18 protein-coding genes are annotated in these 20,448 nt (G+C 60.1%); 7 read left to right on the top strand and 11 right to left on the bottom strand.

The window, feature by feature from the left end; genetic code table 11:
* The gene (locus AC5XE7_RS02860; protein WP_495364700.1) at positions 1 to 498 is read left to right on the top strand and encodes an RES family NAD+ phosphorylase; all 498 of its coding nucleotides are present in this window, start codon (positions 1 to 3) and stop codon (positions 496 to 498) included.
* Positions 499 to 703: 205 nt separating this feature from the next.
* Here the strand turns inward: AC5XE7_RS02860 and AC5XE7_RS02855 are convergent, their stop codons facing one another.
* A complete protein-coding gene (locus tag AC5XE7_RS02855; RefSeq protein WP_151654458.1) occupies positions 704 to 1,594 on the bottom strand; it encodes a LysR family transcriptional regulator in 891 nt (296 codons plus the stop codon).
* 203 nt (positions 1,595 to 1,797) lie between these two features.
* Between AC5XE7_RS02855 and AC5XE7_RS02850 the strand changes: the two genes are divergently transcribed.
* The 4 genes from AC5XE7_RS02850 (at position 1,798) to AC5XE7_RS02835 (ending at position 5,626) form a co-directional block, all read left to right on the top strand.
* Positions 1,798 to 2,613 (top strand): ABC transporter substrate-binding protein, encoded by an 816-nt coding sequence (locus AC5XE7_RS02850; protein WP_287942768.1) that lies wholly within the window; start codon positions 1,798 to 1,800, stop codon positions 2,611 to 2,613.
* A gap of 67 nt (positions 2,614 to 2,680) precedes the next feature.
* Positions 2,681 to 3,601, top strand: a complete 921-nt coding sequence (locus AC5XE7_RS02845; RefSeq protein ID WP_287942766.1) for an amino acid ABC transporter permease — start codon at positions 2,681 to 2,683, stop codon at positions 3,599 to 3,601.
* Positions 3,598 to 4,362 carry an amino acid ABC transporter ATP-binding protein gene (locus AC5XE7_RS02840; RefSeq protein WP_495364699.1) on the top strand — a complete coding sequence of 255 codons (765 nt, stop codon included), beginning with the start codon at positions 3,598 to 3,600 and terminating at the stop codon, positions 4,360 to 4,362. Before AC5XE7_RS02845 ends, AC5XE7_RS02840 begins: the two co-directional genes overlap by 4 nt.
* A 1-nt stretch (position 4,363) precedes the next feature.
* On the top strand, positions 4,364 to 5,626 hold the full coding sequence (locus AC5XE7_RS02835; protein ID WP_495364698.1) for an aminotransferase-like domain-containing protein: 1,263 nt from the start codon (positions 4,364 to 4,366) through the stop codon (positions 5,624 to 5,626).
* A gap of 214 nt (positions 5,627 to 5,840) precedes the next feature.
* Here AC5XE7_RS02835 and AC5XE7_RS02830 read toward each other — a convergent pair whose 3' ends face one another.
* From AC5XE7_RS02830 to AC5XE7_RS02815, 4 genes are all read right to left on the bottom strand, one after another.
* Positions 5,841 to 9,464 (bottom strand): TonB-dependent receptor domain-containing protein, encoded by a 3,624-nt coding sequence (locus tag AC5XE7_RS02830; protein ID WP_495364697.1) that lies wholly within the window; start codon positions 9,462 to 9,464, stop codon positions 5,841 to 5,843.
* Between the two features lie 109 nt (positions 9,465 to 9,573).
* The gene (locus tag AC5XE7_RS02825; RefSeq protein ID WP_495364696.1) at positions 9,574 to 10,530 is read right to left on the bottom strand and encodes a FecR family protein; all 957 of its coding nucleotides are present in this window, start codon (positions 10,528 to 10,530) and stop codon (positions 9,574 to 9,576) included.
* Between the two features lie 124 nt (positions 10,531 to 10,654).
* Complete coding sequence (locus tag AC5XE7_RS02820) at positions 10,655 to 11,164, bottom strand: RNA polymerase sigma factor (protein ID WP_495364695.1); 510 nt, start codon at positions 11,162 to 11,164, stop codon at positions 10,655 to 10,657.
* 441 nt (positions 11,165 to 11,605) lie between these two features.
* Positions 11,606 to 13,066 carry an MFS transporter gene (locus tag AC5XE7_RS02815; protein ID WP_495364694.1) on the bottom strand — a complete coding sequence of 487 codons (1,461 nt, stop codon included), beginning with the start codon at positions 13,064 to 13,066 and terminating at the stop codon, positions 11,606 to 11,608.
* A gap of 97 nt (positions 13,067 to 13,163) precedes the next feature.
* Between AC5XE7_RS02815 and AC5XE7_RS02810 the strand changes: the two genes are divergently transcribed.
* Together AC5XE7_RS02810 and AC5XE7_RS02805 are read left to right on the top strand one after the other, a co-directional pair.
* A complete protein-coding gene (locus tag AC5XE7_RS02810; RefSeq protein ID WP_495364693.1) occupies positions 13,164 to 13,949 on the top strand; it encodes a helix-turn-helix transcriptional regulator in 786 nt (261 codons plus the stop codon).
* Between the two features lie 292 nt (positions 13,950 to 14,241).
* The gene (locus AC5XE7_RS02805) at positions 14,242 to 15,228 is read left to right on the top strand and encodes a sensor domain-containing diguanylate cyclase (RefSeq protein WP_495364692.1); all 987 of its coding nucleotides are present in this window, start codon (positions 14,242 to 14,244) and stop codon (positions 15,226 to 15,228) included.
* A 59-nt stretch (positions 15,229 to 15,287) separates the two neighbouring features.
* Here AC5XE7_RS02805 and AC5XE7_RS02800 read toward each other — a convergent pair whose 3' ends face one another.
* The 6 genes from AC5XE7_RS02800 to AC5XE7_RS02775 are packed head-to-tail and all read right to left on the bottom strand — an operon-like array spanning position 15,288 to position 20,314.
* The gene (locus AC5XE7_RS02800; protein ID WP_495364691.1) at positions 15,288 to 16,046 is read right to left on the bottom strand and encodes a tyrosine-protein phosphatase; all 759 of its coding nucleotides are present in this window, start codon (positions 16,044 to 16,046) and stop codon (positions 15,288 to 15,290) included.
* A 3-nt stretch (positions 16,047 to 16,049) separates the two neighbouring features.
* Positions 16,050 to 16,808 (bottom strand): ABC transporter permease, encoded by a 759-nt coding sequence (locus AC5XE7_RS02795; RefSeq protein ID WP_495364690.1) that lies wholly within the window; start codon positions 16,806 to 16,808, stop codon positions 16,050 to 16,052.
* A complete protein-coding gene (locus tag AC5XE7_RS02790) occupies positions 16,808 to 17,599 on the bottom strand; it encodes an ABC transporter permease (RefSeq protein ID WP_495364689.1) in 792 nt (263 codons plus the stop codon). The genes AC5XE7_RS02795 and AC5XE7_RS02790 overlap by 1 nt, the downstream gene beginning before the upstream one ends.
* On the bottom strand, positions 17,596 to 18,396 hold the full coding sequence (locus tag AC5XE7_RS02785; RefSeq protein ID WP_495364688.1) for an ABC transporter ATP-binding protein: 801 nt from the start codon (positions 18,394 to 18,396) through the stop codon (positions 17,596 to 17,598). Before AC5XE7_RS02785 ends, AC5XE7_RS02790 begins: the two co-directional genes overlap by 4 nt.
* A 39-nt stretch (positions 18,397 to 18,435) precedes the next feature.
* A complete protein-coding gene (locus AC5XE7_RS02780) occupies positions 18,436 to 19,197 on the bottom strand; it encodes an SDR family NAD(P)-dependent oxidoreductase (RefSeq protein ID WP_495364687.1) in 762 nt (253 codons plus the stop codon).
* A gap of 16 nt (positions 19,198 to 19,213) precedes the next feature.
* Entirely contained in the window at positions 19,214 to 20,314 is a 1,101-nt protein-coding gene (locus AC5XE7_RS02775) for a CaiB/BaiF CoA transferase family protein (RefSeq protein ID WP_495364686.1), read from the bottom strand.
* Positions 20,315 to 20,448: the final 134 nt, after the last annotated feature.

The raw sequence follows: 20,448 nt of genomic DNA, 5'->3' as shown, positions 1-20,448 counted from the left end.
ATGGAGTATCGCGGATCACTCTACCGGGCGCTGAACCCGATCTATGCGCGCGAGCCGTTGTCGGGCCGCGGCGCCGAGCTTTATGGCGGCCGTTTCAACCGCAAGGGAACGCCCGCCCTCTATGCGTCTCTGTCGATCATGACGGCCTTGCGCGAGGCCAATCAGGTCGGCTCGCTGCAACCGACCACCCTCGTCGCCTATGAGGCGGACATCGGGAATGTCTTCGACAGCCGGGACGCCACCGCCCTGCGGGCCGAAGACATGACCCCGCAAGCCCTTGCCGACGCCACCTGGCGCGACCAGATGAAAGCCACCGGCGAAGCCCCGACGCAGGCCTTCGCCGCAAGGCTTCTGGCCGCCGGCTACCACGGATTGCTGGTGCGCAGCTTCGCCCATGGGGCGAGCGATGACGACCTCAATCTGGTCCTCTGGCGCTGGGGCGACGCCGCACCCTGCCGGCTCACCCTGATCGACGACGAAGGCCGGCTGTCGCGATAGGGCCATTTCGGGTTCGAATTTAAAGATGCTGACGGCACGGAGCCGGCGATCCGCAACGCAACTGCACAATCAGGGCGGCTGGCCTGAAGAGCATGATGTTTTGGTCCGGGCTCAATGAAAGCGTGCGCGTTGCGGTACAGGGGGTTGCCGTGCAGGGACCGGACCTTCTCGCTACGCTTTCCCTCCCCCGCATGCCGGCTTCCTGTCATCCAAGGAAGCCGGGGATCTGGTCGCGAAGCAGTTCCGAGAAGCTTTTCACCAGCCGTGATTGCCGGCTGGTGCGCAATTGGAGAAGCCAGACCCGGAAGGATACGCCCGGCTCGAAGGGACGTGCGATGATCCGCTCGGCACCGTACCAGGACATCGTCAGTTCATCGATGATGGATATACCTGTTCCCTCAGCGACGAAGCCGCAGGCAATGTCGGACTGTGTCGTCTGAACATGAAGCCGGCGGTTGACGCCGAGCGTCTCGAAAACCTCATCAATCATCATGCGGGAGGGATCTGTCCCGCCAAGGGAGATGAACGCCTCCCCCTCAAGGTCTTTGGCGTGAATAACGTCGCGATCGCGCAGGCGATGAGTGTGCGGCAGAATGCAGACCGCCCTCAGGGTGCCGACGATGCGTCCCTCCACCTCGTCGCGATCACTGGGCAGGACCGACAGGGCAAGATCGACCTCGCGCCGCGCGATGAGATCCGCGATATTGCGCGACTGGATGGAATCCAGTGTGACATTCACTTCCGGCCGCTCTCGGCAATACTGCGAGATGATCCTCGGCAGAACCTGCCGGCTGATTGCCGGGAAGCCGGCGATGCGCAATGTCCCGTAGGTGTTGTGGCGCAGGCCCTCGGTCAGCCGCTCAAGCATCTTGACCCCCGAATAGACGCGTTCGGTCTCGGCAAAAAGAATGTCCGCCTCGGGAGTGGCTGAAATCTTGCCGTTGTGGCGGCGGAAAAGCTGAATCCCCGCCTGCTTCTCGAAGAGGCGGATCATCTGGCTGACAGCAGGCTGGGAGATGCGCAGAAGTCTGGCCCCGCCAACCATGCTGCCCGCGATCATGACGGCCCTGAACGCCTCAAGCTGCTTCAGATTCATGTGGCCTCCCTTCTATAAGCGAACCTTATATTTCATACCAATAATAGGATTGGACAGTTCGCGGATACTGAATGAAACATAGGCCCATCCTTATAAACAGGGAAGTTCGTCAGCTTTACCTGTATAAGAAACTCGAATTGGAAAAGGGGAAGCTTATGTCAATCAGGAACAAAACACGCACTTTTTGCCGCGGAATTTCTGCCATGGCGGCGGTGGTTTTCACCGTATCCCTCGGCGCAGTTACGACTGCTTCCGCGCAGGATCAGGATCTCGGCCTGATCAGGGAAGGCGCCATTACAGTCGCGGCGACCGCTTCCTTCCCGCCGATCGTCTCGGTTGACAGCAGCGGTGCCTATGTCGGTATCGACGCCGAGATCATCGAAGCGATTGCGAAGGAACTTGGGCTCAGGGTCGAGTGGGTCAACATCAAGTTCGATGGCATTATTCCGGGCATCAGCGCTGGCCGCTTCGATGTCGGTATGACCGGCATCACCGACACCGTGGAACGCCAGCAGGTCGTCGATTTCGTCAATTACGCCGATGTCGGTTCAGGCATTATCGTCGCCAAAGGCAATCCAAAGGGCGTGAAGGGTATTGATGATATCTGCGGCCTGATCGTTGCTTCGCAGACCGGTGATCTTGCCACAACCTATGCGAAACGACAGTCGGAGAAATGTGTTGCTGAAGGACGGCCTGCCGTCACGGTCAACGAATTTCCTGAAGCCACCCAGTCCATGCTTCAGCTGCGCGGCGGCCGTGCGGACGTGATCATCCATGACTATCCGCTGTCAGCCTACAAGGTGCAGCAATCCGACGGCGTTCTTGATCTTGTCGGCGAGCAGTTCTCCGCTGCCCCTTATGGCATGGCGATCGCAAAGAACCGCGAAGCGCTGGCTCAGGCGCTGATGCGCGGTCTCGATGCCATCATCGCCAGCGGCGAATATGGGCGCATTCTCGAAAAATACGACGTGAGCCAGATCGCGATCGGCAAGGCAACCGTCAACGCGGCAGCCCGCTGACCTACACCTGAAACGTGGCCCGGTGCCTTCCGGGTCACGCCCTATTTCTCCGGAGCAAATAGCGACAATGATAAAGGATGACTACGAGATCGTCCCCCGACGCCACCCGGGGCGGTGGGTGTTCAGCCTGCTCATCGCACTGCTGGTAGTCCTGCTGGTCTGGCAGGTGGCGCGCAACGAGATATTCCACTTTTCGACGGTGCCGGCCTACATGTTTGATCCACGCATTCTCACGGGTGTCTGGATCACGTTGTACATCACATGCGGTTCCATGCTGATCGGGCTGGTGTTGGGCATCATGCTTGCGGTGATGCGTGTGTCCGACAATCCCGTCATGCGCAGCACGGCCGGCGCGTTCATCTGGTTCTTCCGGGGAACGCCTGTTCTCGTGCAGCTGATCTTCTGGTTCAATATCGGCATTATCTTCCCAAGCATATCGCTGGGCATTCCCGGCGGCCCGGTGATGTTCGACATCTCAACCAATGCGCTGATGACGGCAACCCTTACGGCACTGCTGGGACTGGGCCTCAACGAAGGCGCCTACATGTCCGAGATCGTGCGGGCCGGCATATTGAGTGTCGATCGCGGCCAGCGCGAAGCCGCAAAGGCGCTCGGCATGCCGCCGGGCAGGGTTCTGTCGCGCATCGTGCTTCCGCAGGCGCTTCGCATCATCATCCCGCCGACCGGAAACCAGTTCATTTCGCTGCTCAAGACGTCATCGCTGATCTCGGTGATCGCGGCGGGCGATCTGCTGACCCAGGCCACCCGGATCTACAACGAGAATTTCCGCATCCTCGAACTGCTGGTCGTTGCGAGCCTCTGGTACCTGCTGCTGACCACGGTGTTCAGCATCATCCAGTTCTATATCGAGCGCCGCTATTCGCGTGGTTTTGCTGAAACGCAGGAGCCTCAGGCCCTGCAATCGCTCAGGGATTTCTTCGCCATCATGCTCGGGCGCAGCAGGAACAGGAAAGCCGGAACGCCATGAAAAAGATTGTCGTCGAGGTCAAAAACGTTTCCAAGTCTTTTGGCACGGTCAATGTGCTCAGGAATGTCAGCTTTGATGTTCTGGACGGCGAAGTGGCGTGTATCATCGGTCCTTCCGGAGCCGGAAAATCCACCGCCCTGCGCTGCATAAACCGGCTCGAAACCCAGAGCCGCGGCATGATCTATGTCGACGGCCAGCCAATGGGTTACGAGGAACGCAACGGCCGGTTCCACGAACTGGATGAAACCGCGCTTGCACGCCAGCGTGCCCATATCGGCATGGTTTTCCAGCGCTTCAACCTTTTTCCGCATATGACGGTGCTGGAAAACATTATCGAAGCGCCGGTGATCCTGCGTGTCGCTTCCCGCAAGGAAGCGACCGCGAATGCGCGTGCATTGCTGGCCCGGGTGGGGTTGTCCGCCAAGGAAAACGAATATCCGGCGCAGCTTTCCGGCGGCCAGCAGCAGCGTGTTGCCATCGTTAGGGCACTGGCGATGAAGCCACGCCTGATGCTGTTCGATGAACCGACATCGGCGCTTGATCCGGAACTGGTCGGCGAGGTGCTGGCGGTGATGAAAACGCTGGCCGAAGAAGGGATGACGATGATCCTCGTCACCCACGAGATCGGGTTCGCCCGTGAGGTCGCCGATACCGTGCATTTTATGGTCGACGGCGAAATCGTCGAGAGCGGTGCCGCGCGTTCCATCCTCACCGATCCGAAAGAAGAACGCACCCGTGCATTCCTGAGCAGAGTTATGTGAGATGGCAAACCATAATATCGAGACACCAAACAATCCCTCATATCGGTTTGCCGCGCGCGCGCTGAATGCCAGCCATGCCAGCCATGCCGCAGCAAATGATCTTGTCGAATTGTCGGGAGGCTATGCCTTTCCACGCTGCCTGCCTGATATCAGCATCGAGGCGGGCAAGGCAGCGGCGGCGCACCGAACGGAAACGATGCAATATTCCGACGTCCTTGGTCTGGAAGAGCTTCGCGACCAGATCGTCGACTATGTTGCCGCCGACGGCATCGTCTGCGCGCGCGACAATGTGATGGTCGTCAACGGCGCCAAGCATGGGCTTGATCTTGCCTGCCGGGTTTTCATCGAACCGGGTGACACCGTCATCGTCACCGCGCCAACCTATATGACCGCGCTCAGCATCCTGCGCACGCATGAGGCTGATCTCTGGGCCGTCCCGCAGGACGAGCAGGGAATGCAGGCGGATGTGCTTGAACAAAGGCTCGCGGCCGCTCAGAGCGTGGGGGCTAAACTGCCCAAGCTGCTGTTTGACGTTCCTGATTTTCACAACCCGACCGGCATCACCACAAGCCTGGAGAGGCGGCACGAGTTGATCCGTCTCGCCCGGCGTTTCGGCTTCGTGATCGTCGAGGACGACCCCTATCGGCGTATCCGCTTCGAGGGCGAGGCGGTGCCCCCCATGAAAAGCCTCGATGAGTCCGGCGTGGTGATTGCGCTGGGTACGGCTTCGAAAATACTGGCGCCAGGCATGCGCATCGGCTGGGTCATTGCTTCCGCGTCGATCATAGAGCGTATGGCCGCGCACAAGGCCGATGGCGGCACCAGTCCTTTCAATCAGCGCATTTTTCTCGAACTCCTCGCCGGAAATCAGGTGGCGCACCACATTACCGCGATCATTCGCCAGTTGCGCATTCATCGGGACATGATGGTAGACGAACTGCGCCGCCATCTGCCCGAAGCGAGCGTCCATGTTCCACAGGGTGGATACTTCCTTTGGGTGGAACTGCCGGACGACATTGATGCCGACATGCTGGCCGGTCTTGCGATAAAAAAGGGCGTGAAAACCTATTCGGGTCGCCTGTCCTATCCGCTGGAGCCTTCCAGAAATGCGCTGCGCCTTTGCTATTCCTACGAGGAGCCGGAACGCATCCGGCAGGGCGTCGCGGCTCTGGGAGAGGCATTCGCGTCGCTTCGCAAAGGAGAGGTCGACAGTTCGGAACTGGAGGCTCTCGCCGACGCATCGCTAAAACTCCAGACCTTTTGATGCGGGCGCAGACGGCGGAACGACAAGCGCTCCCGTTCCGCCGTCTGCCTCCATCATGCTGTCATGCAGCAAATAGCTCGGAAGCCGATGGCCGAAGAACTGCAGGGCGATGTGCCTCAAGTCCCTTTTGGTCAAGAATTTTGCTGGACAATGATCCCAGACAGGCTCGTGACGCTCCCCACAGACGAGGAGAGCGCCAGGCCCTGGTTCGCGATCAAAACCTGTAATTCAGGCCGATCCTGAAGGTGTGGAAGTCGAGCGCGTTCGACGCGCGGCGGCCCGTTGTGGGGCTGCCCTGATGGTGAACCGGTCCGTAGACATCCGCCTCAAAAGGATCGCAGAAGCCCGGGATCATGTCACACATCGCATCGCCGAATATCTCGCGGTTCGGGTTTTCCCTCCACTCCTTGCCGATCACTTCCTGTGTCACGTAGTCCCGGGTCACGCCAGCACGCGCCTTGTCGAACCTGAAGCCCTTTCGCGAAAAGCCGCTGTATGAATAATCTGCATTGATGGACCATCGCTCGTTGAGCGCATATTCCGCACCGCCACCGAACGTATATCCGATGCGCGTGGCCGAATCCTTCTCCACGAAGACCACATCCGTCGTGTCCTGCATGACTTCCTGGATGGCAAACTGATCCCGCCACTGGGTTTCCTTTGCAAAGGCGACACCGCCCGATCCGTAGAGCATCCACCTGTTGTCAAACGCATAGCCGACGCGACCGCGCAAGGCGGCAGTCCAGTCGATATCGTAGTGGGTATTCGCCTGAAGCCCTTCTCCGGGCAGTCCAACGGAGCTTGTCCAGCTTTCCGTCGTTGCCGCCCCCTGCGCTCCATTGAGATAGCTTTTCGTCCAGCCCGCCTCCGCACCCAGAACCAGCCCGTTGCCAAACTGCCAGTTGTAGCCGGCCTGCACGCCAAAATTCATGCCGTTGAGGTTCAGATCGGCGGATTCCGTTGCCGCTACGTCTGTTGCCGTGCCGTCGAGCGAGGTCGTGTTCCCCCATGTGCGGCCAACACCGGTGCCAAAATGGAACCCGGCATAGGCGCCGGTCCAGTCCACCTTGCCGCCCTTGAGGTCCCGGATGAAGGGCGCTGAGAAATGCGGAAGGGTCTGGTTTCCGCCAAAGGTACCCGTCAGGCCCGCATAGAATGTTCGCCCCGGGCCAGGTTGGCGGACAAGGCTCAGGGGATCGACATAATACTGATCGGTCAGGTTCTCGACACGGACAGTTGCCGTGAGACTGTCCGTGACCTTGTATTCGGCGAATACGTCAACCAGCGTGTATGGCTTCCACGACACCAGCGAAATGAACTGCATCGCCCCGGTGGTGGTGACCTGCCCATGGCCGGCAGCGCGGGGGCCGACGTGGAGCATGCGGCCGCCAAGCGTCAGGCGGTCATCGAAGAGTTTCTGCGACAGCGACAGGTCGACGGAATATTCCGGTGGGACCTGATTGGTGGCATAGTCGCCATAGAGCGTGGCATTGGCACAGGTTCCGGCCGCATAGCAGAAATCGACACCGAGATAATAGTTTGCGTTCAGTTCTGCCGTGAAGCCGCCGTTCTCGTACCGGCCGGTCAGTTCGATGCCGGAAAATTTCGCCCGATCGATGTTGTGGACATACATGCCGACATTTTGCGTGCCGCCAAGCGTGCCGTATTCGCGCGAAATGTAATCCTTCACATCCCAGTTGAAATAGCCAAGCTTGAGCATGGCGCTGTCGCCGGAGGACAGAAGGCCGTCCGTTGTAAAGTTCGCGCCAACGTCCCAGCTATTGTTGCGCTCGGGGCTGAGATTTCCCGTGGGCACAACGAAAGTTCCGCCTGCCTCCACGATGCTCGGCATGCGCATCGCGCTGGCATAATTCGCATAAAGCTGGACGCCGCGGAGAGGCTCAAGCGTCAGGCCGACAGATGGGGTGAAGCCACCATCGTTGCGTTTGCGCGATGCACCGTAATCGATGATGGGAACCTTGCGATCATCCGACCAGTAGTGCGAATAGCGCATTCCGGCATTCACCGTCAGCCAGTCGAGCGGTTTGTAAGCGAGGCGGGCATATGCTCCGGCCTCCTGCCTTGCGGCGTCGCGGATGACCGACCCGCGGCTGCCTTGCCCGGGAACCATCACGAGAGCATGTTTTGTCGGGCTGGTGTCCTCGGCGGTGTAGGAAAGACCGTATGAAAGATCGAGCGAGCCATATCCGGCAAGATCGAAACGCGACGTGTTGGCGACATCCCCGCCCCACAGAAGCGAGTCGGAGCCTGCGCGGAAGTCGGTTGGCAGGCCCAGATCTTCCGGTTTGTTTTTGCCCTGGTCCCGCGGTGCGTAGCGCTGCCGCAGATGCGACACCCAGCCATTCACCGTCAGGTCGATGAGATCGTTGTCCGCCGGCTGCCAGCGATACCGCAATGTGCCGGTATCGAGCCCCACCCCCGTGGTCAGGCGCTGTTGCACAGGCTGGATACGTTCGGTGCTTAACAGGGATGCCAGCAGGTCTCCGCCCTCGCTGCGGAAACCTGTATAGCCAAGATGCAGCGTTTGCTCGTTCTCCAGATGCAACGTGGCTTTGGCCAGCCACGACTGCGTTTCGAGCTGCGTGTTCAGCACTTCCTCGCCGGGCCGATAGTTGGTTATTCCTTCATTCTGATAGTAATTCTCCCAGGAGCGATCATCACAGATGCCGCCAGAATAGCAGTATGGCCGGGGCCCGAGATTGACCGGCGAGGCTGCCGGCCCGTTCCTGCCCGCATGATAATTGCCCTGCTTTCGATATGCATATCCGGCCAGCAGGTCATAGTTCTCATCCTTTGTTGCGGCCACGACGCTGCCTGAGCCGCTGCTGGGCTGCAAAAGTCCCGGACGATCCAGACCCTGACCGGAGGCGACAGGCACCTTCGGCTCCAGCCAGGGAACGATGGGCCACGCATAGCCGCCAACCGCCCCCTGCTCCGGCTTCGATGTGTTGGTGCCGAAACCGCCTTTGACGCGTACCCCCCAGGTGTCGCCGGGCCTGACGATGTCGTCGGCAGTCAAAGTGCGCAAAGCCACGCTGCCGGCGATGCCGCGCGATGAAACGTCCGCGCCCCTGATGACATCCACGCCGGCGATCAGGTCGGGGTCAAGGAAGGTGCGATTGGAAATGCCCTGATAGCCCTGGCTGATCTGAAGCGCGTTCTCGGCGCCGTCCACGCTGACCTGAACACGCCCCATCCCCTGCATGCCGCGAATGTTGACGTCGACGGAACCAGCGCCGTTGCGCGCCTCGCCTGACAGCACTCCCGGCGTGCCACGAAATATGTCGGCCGGGCTCGATCCCCGGAAGCGTTCGATGCGCTCGGCCGGAATGTGGCTCGCTGCGGCAGCCGTCTCGAACGGCGTGTAGACCGTGCTCGCACCGCCGCCCTGTATGTTGATGGTGTTGAGCACTGTCGAGCCGTCTGGTGGCGGAGTGCCGGCGGCGGGTGTTGCGTGGGCAGCTAAGACGCGATCCTGCAAGACGATCGAGCGGGGACCCGAAACACGATAACTCACATCCGTTCCGGCAAGCAGGCGCGACACCGCCTGTTGCGGCGTCATGCTGCCGCTGAGCGGGACACTGGTGCCGGACAGGTCGAAGGCATAAGCGATACGCCAGCCGGAAACCTTCCCCACATCGGCCAGAGCCGAAGCCAGCGGCTTTGCCGGGATGTCGAACTGATAGGCTTGTTCACTCGACGAGGCCTGAGCATGGGCGAGCCCCGGGCAGCCCGGCATTGCCGCCAGTGCTGCGGTGCTGCAAAGCAGGAGCGCAGCGACATTCCTGATACGATTCTTGTGGTTCGACCCCGACATCACGACTCCCCGAGCGAGCGGGGACATCCGTCATCCCCTACCCTTAAAACGAATGACGGAGGCAAGACCTCATGGTCGGGTGAAAAAATCCTGAGAAAAAAGCACGACTTTAAAACATGAGGGTTACGAGAGGCAGCGCGCGGACGACGGTCGCATCCACCGCAGCCGCGATCGTGTCGAGCGACCCGTCTATATCGTCCAGCGAAAACGTGCCGGAAATCCGCCTGCCGGAAACGCTTCCTCTCACGAGAAGCCGCTGTGAGGTGTGCCGGCCGAGCGCGGCAATGACATCGGAAACCGGTACCTGACGAACGACCAGCCGCCCCGACAACCAGGCGAGTGAGGCGTCGAGGTCGGCTTGTTCCACTGTGCCTCCGGCCCCGGAGGTGACCGCTATCTGTTGGCCCGGCGTCAGATGTCGGGACGTCCGGTCATGGGCGCCCTTCACCACGACCTCGCCGTGCTCGACCGCCACCGTCGTCCGGCCGGCCCTGCGGTCGACATTGAAACCCGTCCCGACCACCCGTATCTGGTCGCCATCGACATCGACAGTGAAGGCCGGCGTGCTGCCTGGCGTGACCTCGAAGAAAGCCTCTCCGCGCAGCAGGCGCACATGCCGGCGCGTGGTATCGAAGTCGAAGGCAATCGCCGTATCGGCCCCTACCCTTGCCACGGAGCCGTCCGGGAGCCTCACCGGCATCACATAAGCGTGTCCCGACACGACATCGGCCTGCAGATCTTCCAGAAAATGGGGATTGACCACCCAGACCGCGAACACGGCGACCGCGCCTGCACAGGTCGCCGTCAGCCATGCCTTAGGCGACATCATTTGTCGGGCCAGCACGCCGCGCGGAGGTGAGGAGGTCGCGACCTGTTGCGCTGGTTTCTCCAGGCGCGCCCAAAGCACCCGCATTTCATCCCAGGCCAACCGGTTGGCGGGATCGACATTCAGCCAGTGCTCCAGTTCGCGACGCTCATCAGGCGTGAGCGACCCGCCGGTCTGCTTCGCCAGCCACAGTGCAGCGATATCCCTTTGTTCCTCAGTCGTATTACGGCTTGGCGGCATTCATCCCCCTGGCTCGACCTCTCTTATCGTCCCCCGGCTCATCCCAGCTGGCCAATGGATAAACGAGCCTTTTAATCTGATAACGTCCGAGGAAAAAATCCTCACAGATGAAAAACCATTCGCCTCAGCCAGGTCGGTCGGACAGCGCCTTCTGACAATGGCGCATGGCGCGGGCAACATGCTTTTCGACCGAGCTCACGGAAATGCCGTATCGTTTGCCGATGTCGGCATTCGACATGCCGTGAACCCGGCGCAACAGGAAAATATCCCGTGTCATGCGTCCCAGCTCCATGAGCTTCTGATCAAGCTCCAGAAGCGCCTGACGGCCCGCAACTATCGAATCCGGTGTCGGAACATCGCAGGCAAGTTGCTCCGGCATTATGCGTCGAAGGAGTTCCTGTCGGCGCTTCTGCGTCCTCACATGGTCGATCGTCGCATTTCGGGCCGACACATACAGGATCCTGACGCTTTCTTCGTGAGTTCTTTCCTGATCGCCGTTCAGCACTCGTGAAAATACATCCTGCACGATATCGGACGCCACTTCCCGATCACCAGTGGATCGCGTCACCAGAGATTCCAGCTTTTGCCGATGTTGCTCGAAAAGACGCGCCAGACGCTGGCTCCAGCCGGTCATTCGTCTGCTTCTTTCAAAAGGCCAGGCATGAGACACCGACTGGTTCCCCGCTTTCAGAAGCGGATCGGATGATAAAAGTTGTGTTTCTTAATCATGTTTAGGAATGGACCACAATCGGTATGAATCTCAACGTCAGGACAGATCCGGTCCATGGATGCGGACTTGAGCGGATTCCGGTCTTTGGCGGGCCAGTCCATGCAGCCTCTCCATCGCGACGGTCGGATTTTGGCATGCGCAGACAAGCGGCTGGTTAGAGACTTCCATCTGCTGAGGTTGAGATGGCCTGTTCAACAGATGCCACCGACGATGGCGGAACAGGACGGGCTGACATGACGCGATACTCTTCCAGAAAAGGAGTCGCTGCAAAGAGAGCGTCTTCAGCCCGTTGCACGGGCTGCGGCTGCGCACCTTCCGGCAAGGAGGCGGCCACACACACCACCCTCAGCTTTTTCGGCTTCCATAAACTGCCAGTCGTGCCAGCAGGATCGCTGCCAGGATGGCCGCCGCAACATTGTAGCTCATGCCGGAGACGAAGGCCGAGGCGTAGCGCGCGGCCTGTAACTCGGCGCCCTCCCCGAGCGCTGCACCGAACAGAATGCCGACCAGGGCCACGCCGAGCGCCGCACCGACCTGCTGGAGGGTGGAGATGACGCCCGACGCCATTCCGGCCTGACCTTCCTCCACGAAGCCGAGCACGAGGTTGAGCAGAGGCGTCATGATCATCGCCTGCGCTCCGCCGATGACGACCAGCACCGGAATAAGATGCGCCACCACAAGATCGGCCCCGGCAATCCACACCTGCCCTATCAGCACTCCGAGTGAGGCCGCATATACCAGCGCGCCCAGAGCAATGGCAGGCGTGCCGAAACGTGCGACAAGGCGCGGAGCGCTGAGCGAGAGGATGACGAAAGCGATGGAGCACGGCACGAAAGCGCTGCCTGCATCGAAGGGACTGAGGCCAAAGCCCGTCTGCACCAGAAGCGCGAAACAGAGAAAGAATGATGAGGCCGTCGAATAGATCAGGAGCACCAACAGTCCGCCCTGGGCAAAGCGCGGCTGACGCATCAGCGCCATGTCGACGAGAGGCTGATGGCCGGCTTTGCGGCGACGTTCCTGATGGCGATAGAAGGTGGTGAGCAGGAGTGCAGCCCCGGCAAGCGACAGGAAACTCCAGAGCTGCCAGCCATGTGTCGGAGCCTCGACCAGCGGCACGAGAAGCATCGTCAGCCCGAGGGTAACCAACGCCACACCCGGCCAGTCGAGCACCGGACGTTCAGGCGAGCGCGTCTCCGGTATGAACCGCGCCATCAGGATTGCGAATATTCCGACAGGCACGTTGATGAGGAAGATCGTGCGCCATCCAAGATCGAGGATGTTGGCTTCAACCAGAAAGCCACCGACGATTTGTCCAGCAATGGCGGCAAGCCCGAGCGTCATGCCGAGAAAGCCGAAGGCGCGGCGGCTGTCCTCGCCGGAAAAATTCACCCGGATCGAGGCATAAACCTGCGGGAAGAGCAACGCCGCCGCCAACCCCTGCAATACGCGCGCGCCGATCAGGATTTCCACGGTTGGAGCAATCCCGCAAAAAAGCGATGCGACTGTGAACCCGGCCATGCCGAGAATGAACAGCCTCCGCCGCCCATGGAGATCGCCAAGCCGCCCGCCTGTAACCAGCAGGACGCCGAAGGCCAGTTCGTAACCCGCCACGATGAACCCGATCTGCGACAGGCTAGCCCCGAGTTCGGCCTGCATGGAAGGGATCGCGACATTGACCACGAAAAGATCGAAAATCGTCACGAACCCGGCCAGCAGCAGAATGAACAGGCCAGGCCATGGCGGCCGCCGGACAGCTTCGGGAGGAATGTGGGAAAGGTGTTCGGTGGTGCAGGCCTCGGAACTCATCTGGCGTCCTCGTGTGTTGACGCACCAGCGATTCCACGGACATTATCCTTTTACAATTTAACTGCTTATGCTGTTGCTTTTTGTAATGGGCGAACCGATGCGCACCCTTGAGCGAACCCGACCAGAGCTTGCCAATTTCCTGCGTACGCGCCGGGAGCGGCTGTTACCGGAAGACGTTGGCCTTCCATCCGGCAAGCGTCGGCGAACACCCGGGCTGCGGAGGGAGGAAGTTGCCGCCCTCGCAGGGGTCGGACTGACCTGGTACACATGGCTTGAGCAAGGCCGCGAGATTGGGGTTTCTGCCGATTTCCTCGACAATCTTGCCCGCGTGCTCAAACTCGATGCCGCCGAACGAAGGCATCTGTTTCTGCTCGCCCACGAGCGTCCGCCGGCAGAACCCGGCAAGACGTTCTGCATCGTGCCGGCACTCGCCGCCCGATTGGTGGAAGACCTTGCTCCCCACGCCGCCTATATCATTAACTTGCGCTGGGACGTGCTGGCTTTCAACGATCCAGCCGACTCGCTGTTCGGGTTCAATGGCCATGAACCCGGCCAGCGAAACATGCTACGGCTGCTTTTTACCGATCCCGCGCTACGCGATGCCATCGTTGACTGGGAAGAACAGGCGCCGGCGATGCTGGCGAGCTTCCGCCGTGATTTCGCCGCCGCACGGGAAGATGCCGATGCCAGCAGGCTGGTGGCGGAACTGGAGGCGGTTTCGCGCGCGTTCAAAAGCTGGTGGCGCAGTCAGGACGTCCATGCGCCTTGCACCGGCACCCGGGTGATCCGTGTCGGGGGGAAGCCCATAGAGTTTGAGCACACATCGCTTACCGTTGATGGCGGACAGCATCTGCGCCTCGTCGTCTACGCGCAAAAACGCTGACCACGCTGCCGGCAAGGACGGGTGCCTGCCCCTGCGCGGAGCTCTCGCCGCGGTGCGTGTCTGACCGGCGTTTCGTTCAGCTTCCGGCCAATCGGGATGGTGCCGGGCTTCTGCAAAAAAATGATCGCACTCCCCGATGAGCAGGATTCAGCGAGGATGTTTGTGAAAGCGCACCGCAAATTCATGGCTATATTTGGTGGTTGCAGTACCAATTGCGGGGTTGTATTCAGCCTCAATTCCGTTGTGACTGATCAGATCCGAGAAGACTTGAAAATAAAAATTCGGGGGGAGGATGGCAGATCACATCACGCTGGAAGAGCAAAAGATCATAATCCGGTCTTTGCCTGTTCCGGCCTGTCTGGTGGACAGGCAGCATCATTACCTGTCGGTCAGCGAGAGCTATGCCGGATTGTTTGGTGCTAGCCCGGACCATCTTATCGGGCGATGCATGGCTGGTATTGTTCCCGATAAGGTGATCGCAAAAGCCGATTCCGATTACACGGCTTTTGACAATGGAGAAGCCACGGCTACGGATGAATTTGTCATCAATGGCCAGATCTTTCTCGTTACTATTCATCCGCTCAGACATGCTGACACATCGGTCATCGCCAGCTTCGTTACTCTGACCGACATCTCTCCTTTTCAGAAGAAAATCACCGATCTGTCAGGGCAGAATGAAAAGCTTCTCTCCTTCAACGCCCGATTGCAGCATATAGCCGAAACGGATTCGTTGACGGGGCTTGCAAATCGCCGGGGAATGAACCGCTTCATCTGCACCGAAATGCGGCGCTGCCGCCGCGAGGAAACACCGCTTTCACTGGCCTTGATCGACATTGATTATTTCAAACATTTCAATGATCAGTTCGGGCATCTGGCAGGCGACAGCGCTCTGATACAGGTTGGCGCTGTCCTACAGCGATCCGTCCGCCGGCCGGGTGATTACGTTGCGCGTTACGGTGGAGAGGAATTCATCGTCATCTTGCCCGACACTGATGTGGCGGGTGCACGGCATGTCTGCGCCAACATTCAGCAGGCGATTTCATCGCACGCCATCATGCATGAAACCCTTCATTGCCAGCACCTGACAGTGAGCATCGGCATTGCCGGCACCGCGAAGATCGGGCGCGACATCGATCTGAATGACTTTCGCGAAGATCTGTTGCAGGCAGCCGATCTCGCCCTTTACGATGCAAAAGGCGCCGGCCGAAACAGTGTCAGAGTTTGGCCCGATGAGATCGGCACGACATTCTCACCCGAGAATGCACCACTCATGCGATAAGCAAAAGCAGGCGATTTTTATCCGGACCGCCTGACATGTGGATGCATCCCCCACAAACCTCAGTCGAAATCAGACGAAGCGGGATTGCATAGCAGGCGCCGGCGGATCGCCTGGAGCCTAGCATCATCGACGGCGCACTCGCGCAGATAGCCATAAGCACCGCCATGCGCAGCCAGATATTGGAGAGCCGCCGCTATGGCTTTTGGATCGACGGCCAGAACGGCTTTGACCGATGCCGGCATCGCACCGCGTTGCAAAGCGTTTTCACGCAGCCGCTTCAGAAGCGGAGCTGCGATCGTCGCCGTGAGAAGATAATCGCTGATGATATGTTCCTGCGGCACCCCGGCGATGGCGAGAGTCAACGCTGCCACCAGTCCGGTCCGGTCTTTGCCGGCGGTACAGTGGAACATCACGAGCCCATCACGCGCATTCGCCATTGTCGCGAAAACAGTGGCGAACGAACTCCGGCATGTCGTCAATGCCTCGACATAGCGTTCAGCCAGAGAATAGCCGGCCATCGCCGTTTCGGACAGCAGATCGACGGGCGACAGACCATCGAAGAGCGGAATGTTCCGGTAATCGACCTCAGCGCAATCCCGGAAGGGATTGACGTGCAGTTCGGTCTCGTGTGCGCCCCGCAGGTCGATGACGGTTTTAACGCCCTTGCCCACAAGTTCGGTGACTGTCGGGCCGGAGAGCCGGTGCAGACCGTCGCTGCGGAGCAAGCGCCCCCACTGCGTGTGCCGCCCATCGGGCACAGGGTAGCCGCCAAGATCCCGAATATTCCACGCGCCCTCTGCCTGCCAATGCCGCTCCATATCTCAGGTCGCCTGCCAGAATACGATACGACGCTGGAGGAATCGCAAAATCATTGTCGCGGCGACCCCCATCAGCGCAAGCGCGGTCAGAGCCGCAAACATCATCGCCACGTCGAGCTCGGCCGCCCGCGCCTTGATCACATAGCCGAGCCCGCGGGAGGATGCGACGAATTCCGACACCACGCACCCGATGAGGCTGAGCGCGATAGAGATCTGGAGCGCAGCAAAAAGATAGGGTGCGGCCGCCGGAATCAGGACATGGCGCAATATATGTAGCCGTGAGGCACGAAAGCCACGGAAGAGATCGATCAGTTGTCTGTCAGCCTCACGCAAACCTGTCATCGCCCCCACGAAGAGCGGAAAGAAGCACAACAGCGCGGAAGTGAACACCTTCGAGCCCATGCCAAAGCCAAGATAGGCAACCAGCAGAGGCGCAACAGCGACCTTTGGGACCGATTGCATGGCGATCACCAGAGGAGTGATGAACGGTCCCAGCGGCCGGATCAACGCGACGCATGAGCCTGCGGCAATGCCGAGAGCAACCCCGATAACGAGGCCTAGCAGGGAAGCCTGGCCAGTGAAGACAACATGCGGCAGGAGCTGCCCTTCGACGAACCCGCGGCGCATCGCGTCCAGATAGTCTCCGGGACTGGGCATTACCGTTTTGGGAACGCCGCCCCAGCCTGTCGCCAACCACCAGATCAGGAGCAAACCCAGCCCCGCCAATGTGCTGCTTACGACGGTTTTCCCGAACTCGTTCATCAAAGCCCGCCCTCGACACCGCCAGCAGAGCCGGCATTTTCCCAGAAAATGATACGGCGGCGTATGAAGCGCACCAGCGCGGAGGAACTGACACCGATTGCGGCCAGCAAGGCAATGGCGGCAAAAACAGTCGGAGTGTCATAGGTGCTTGCCGCGCTCTGGATCAGCGTTCCCAATCCCACCGTTCCCGCGACGAATTCCATCACAACCGTGGCGAGAAGGGCGAAGATGACTGAAACTTCCAACCCGACCATAATAGGTCCCAGAGCGGCCGGAACCTGCACCGCCCAGAAAATATCCCATCGGCTGGCACCGCAGACACGATAAAGGTTGTGGAGGTTCTGGTCGGCGGAGCGAAAACCGGCGAAGGCGTTGGCGAAGATCGGATAGAGGCACGACAGCGCTGCAAGCAGCACCGTGCTCATCATGCCAAAACCGAACCACAGGAAGATGAGCGGAGCCAGCGCCGCCTTGGGAATGGACTGGAAAGCAACCAGATAGATCATGAAAGAGCGCTCGGCGGAGCGGATAATCGCCATCACAGCGGCCAGAGAAACGCCGGCCAGTGTGCCGAGCGCAAGGCCGAGAAGCGCGGACCGCAGAGTTGCCCAGAGATGCGGCAACATTTTTCCGCCAGCGAGCCCACCCCATAGCGTGTTGAAAGCATCGGCCGGGTGCGGCAGGAGCGTCACCGAAACACCGCCCAGCGTGGCGGCGTAAAGCCAGAGGGCCAGCACCAGAACCAATGTAAACAGCGGCGCAAACAGCATGATGACACGAGTGGGCATCATGCCGCCTCCATCTCCTGGAAGACCTGACGCAGTTCATTGGCCAGGTTTACGAAACCCGGATCCATCATCGTTTCGATACTGCGCGGGCGCGGCAGGTCGACCTTGATGTCGCGTAGGACGGTACCCGGTCGTCCCGACAACACAAGAACTCGATCCGACAGGAAAACCGCCTCCGGGATCGAGTGGGTGATGAACAGAACCGACTTTCTGGTCTCCGCCCAGATACGCTGAAGTTCGATCATCATCGTCTCGCGTGTCATGGCATCAAGCGCTGCGAACGGCTCGTCCATCAGCAGCAGTTCGGGATCGTGGATGAGGCCCCGCGCGATGCCGACGCGCTGCTGCATGCCGCCTGACAATTCATGAGGATAGTGATTGGCGAAAGCTTCGAGCTTGACCATGGCGAGCAGGTCCATGGCCCGACTGCGTGCCGCACGAACATCCATGCGCATGGCGCGGATGGGCACGAGAACATTTTCGATCACCGATTTCCATGGCAACAGCGTCGCCTGCTGGAAAACCACGCCTACTTCGCGGCGGGGACCCTTCACCGGTGTCCCGCCCAGGTTAATCGTGCCGGCGCTGGGTGTCAGCAACCCGGAAGCGAGCTTCAGCAGAGTTGACTTCCCACATCCCGAAGGACCAAGGACAGAGATAAACTCACCCTGCCCCACCGAGGCGTGGAGGTCGCGCAAAGCCTGGACGGGTCCGCGACTTGTCTTGTAGACAAGTTCCATCCCGCGCATTTCGAGGGCCGGGGTTGAAGGTCTGTCGGTCTGCACGGCGCTTTGCAGCATGATCAATGCTCCTCCCTGATCGGCCTTGACGTCAGCGGCTCATCTCGGTCCCATCCGGATGGCTCCGTCAAGCCGGATCGTTTCACCGTTGAGCATTTGATTGTCGATGATGTGCAACGCCAGTTTGGCGTATTCCTGTGGCTCTCCGAGACGCGAGGGAAACGGAACCTGCGACCCCAGACTGTCGCGAGCCTCCTGGGGCAACCCCATAAGCATGGGGGTCAGAAACAGGCCTGGCGCAATGGTACAGACGCGAATGCCGAACTGCGCAAGATCGCGCGCCACGGGTAATGTCATCCCGGCGACGCCGGCCTTCGATGCCGCATAACCGGCCTGACCGATCTGCCCCTCGAAAGCGGCGACACTTGCAGTGTTGACGAACACGCCGCGCTCTCCGGTCTGCGTGGGTTCAGCCTTGACCAGCCGCTCGGCGACAAGCCGCATCATATTAAAGGTGCCGATGAGGTTGACCCGCACGATCCGGTCGAAAAGCGACAGGGGAAAGACCCCATCACGTCCCACAGTGCGGGCCGCATTGCCGATCCCGGCACAATTGATGAGAATGCGAACCGTCCCATGCGTGGCCTCTGCCGCGTCGATCGCCTTGCTCGCAGCTGTTTCGTCGGCAACGTCGCCTTCCACGGTGTGGCAGCCCGTCGTCTGACGCACCTCCTCCAGTGCCTGCGCGTTCAGATCCATGGCAGTGACTTTCGCACCGGCTCTGACCAGCCCCGCAACCGTCGCTCCGCCCAGTCCCGAACCACCTCCAGTGACGAGCGCGGAAATTCCTTCCAGATTCATCGTAATCCTCCCGTAATCAAACCGTCCTCGTGCTCCACGATTGCTCCACTTCCGCAGCGCTGACGCTGGTACCGTTCATTCGTCCTGCAACAGAGGGCGTCCTTGAGAATCTCGGCGCCGGCGTCGCCTGCCACAGCCCGTCCCGGGCAGTGAAAGCTCCGCGCGCTACGAGGTGTGGATGATGCGCTGCTTCGGCCATCGAAATGACGCCCGAGACGCATGCGTCATCTCCTTCGAACAGTTCCGTCCATTCGGCGGCGGTACGGCTGCGGAAGGCCTGTTCCAGTCGCGCCCGAAGCTCAGGCCAGCGTGCCCGGTCGGCCTGGAAAGCGGCCAGATCCTCCATGCCGAGAAGAAGGCACATGCGGCCAAAGAATTTCTGCTCCAGACAGCCAACCGCGACATAGCCGCCACAGGAGCACTCATAGGTATCGTAAAACGGTGCGCCACCGTCGAGGAAATTGGTTCGCGGCGCCTGCGCATCCCATTGCCCATCGGCCATCATGCCGTGGAACATCGACAGCATGTTCAGCACGCCCTCGACCATAGCGCAGTCGACGATCTGCCCCAGACCGGAGGACCGTGCCTCGATCAGCGCGGCAAGCACGCCCGCAACCAGAAACATGGACCCGCCGCCATAATCGGCAGCGATGTTCAGCGGCGGGATGGGCTTGCCCTCAGGCGCGCGTATCGCTCCCAGTGCGCCTGTGATCGACAGATAGTTTATGTCGTGCCCCGCTGAATGGGCCATTGGGCCCGTCTGCCCCCAGCCCGTCATGCGGCCGTAAATCAACCGCGCATTGATGTCGTGCAGAACCTCAGGCCCAAGGCCGAGACGCTCCATGACGCCGGGGCGATAGCCTTCCAGCAGCACATCGGCCTGGTGCAAAAGCCGGATTGCGGCAGCGTGACCGGATTCGGATTTAAGGTCGAGCGTGACGAAGCGCCGGCCGCGGGCGGTAACATCGTTACGTGATGCCTTCTCGCGACAAATGCGAACCACATCTGCACCCATATCGGCAAGCACCATGGCAGCCAGCGGTACAGGGCCGATCGCTTCAAATTCCACGACCTTCAGTCCCGTCAGCGGGCCGCTCCGTACGAATGCGTGCTTCATCGCGCTTCCTTCTCTGCACATCAACGCGCCATGGATTTCAGCCTTACACCGCATTCTGTTTTCAAACAAGCGATAGGTAGAATTTTATCTCGGTCCGCGAGAGACAAAACACTCCAACAAATTGTTTTCATTAG

Source organism: Aquamicrobium sp. YD-1-mutant5, assembly GCF_059509755.1.
Note: the sequence above shows the minus strand (reverse complement) of the source record. Positions and strands in the feature narration are given on the sequence as shown.

Coding starts and splice junctions, on each gene's coding strand:
- AC5XE7_RS02860 (WP_495364700.1), top strand. CDS start 1: ATGGAGTATCGCGGATCACTCTACCGGGCGCTGAACCCGATCTATGCG.
- AC5XE7_RS02855 (WP_151654458.1), bottom strand. CDS start 1,594: ATGAATCTGAAGCAGCTTGAGGCGTTCAGGGCCGTCATGATCGCGGGC.
- AC5XE7_RS02850 (WP_287942768.1), top strand. CDS start 1,798: ATGGCGGCGGTGGTTTTCACCGTATCCCTCGGCGCAGTTACGACTGCT.
- AC5XE7_RS02845 (WP_287942766.1), top strand. CDS start 2,681: ATGATAAAGGATGACTACGAGATCGTCCCCCGACGCCACCCGGGGCGG.
- AC5XE7_RS02840 (WP_495364699.1), top strand. CDS start 3,598: ATGAAAAAGATTGTCGTCGAGGTCAAAAACGTTTCCAAGTCTTTTGGC.
- AC5XE7_RS02835 (WP_495364698.1), top strand. CDS start 4,364: ATGGCAAACCATAATATCGAGACACCAAACAATCCCTCATATCGGTTT.
- AC5XE7_RS02830 (WP_495364697.1), bottom strand. CDS start 9,464: ATGTCGGGGTCGAACCACAAGAATCGTATCAGGAATGTCGCTGCGCTC.
- AC5XE7_RS02825 (WP_495364696.1), bottom strand. CDS start 10,530: ATGCCGCCAAGCCGTAATACGACTGAGGAACAAAGGGATATCGCTGCA.
- AC5XE7_RS02820 (WP_495364695.1), bottom strand. CDS start 11,164: ATGACCGGCTGGAGCCAGCGTCTGGCGCGTCTTTTCGAGCAACATCGG.
- AC5XE7_RS02815 (WP_495364694.1), bottom strand. CDS start 13,066: ATGAGTTCCGAGGCCTGCACCACCGAACACCTTTCCCACATTCCTCCC.
- AC5XE7_RS02810 (WP_495364693.1), top strand. CDS start 13,164: ATGCGCACCCTTGAGCGAACCCGACCAGAGCTTGCCAATTTCCTGCGT.
- AC5XE7_RS02805 (WP_495364692.1), top strand. CDS start 14,242: ATGGCAGATCACATCACGCTGGAAGAGCAAAAGATCATAATCCGGTCT.
- AC5XE7_RS02800 (WP_495364691.1), bottom strand. CDS start 16,046: ATGGAGCGGCATTGGCAGGCAGAGGGCGCGTGGAATATTCGGGATCTT.
- AC5XE7_RS02795 (WP_495364690.1), bottom strand. CDS start 16,808: ATGAACGAGTTCGGGAAAACCGTCGTAAGCAGCACATTGGCGGGGCTG.
- AC5XE7_RS02790 (WP_495364689.1), bottom strand. CDS start 17,599: ATGATGCCCACTCGTGTCATCATGCTGTTTGCGCCGCTGTTTACATTG.
- AC5XE7_RS02785 (WP_495364688.1), bottom strand. CDS start 18,396: ATGCTGCAAAGCGCCGTGCAGACCGACAGACCTTCAACCCCGGCCCTC.
- AC5XE7_RS02780 (WP_495364687.1), bottom strand. CDS start 19,197: ATGAATCTGGAAGGAATTTCCGCGCTCGTCACTGGAGGTGGTTCGGGA.
- AC5XE7_RS02775 (WP_495364686.1), bottom strand. CDS start 20,314: ATGAAGCACGCATTCGTACGGAGCGGCCCGCTGACGGGACTGAAGGTC.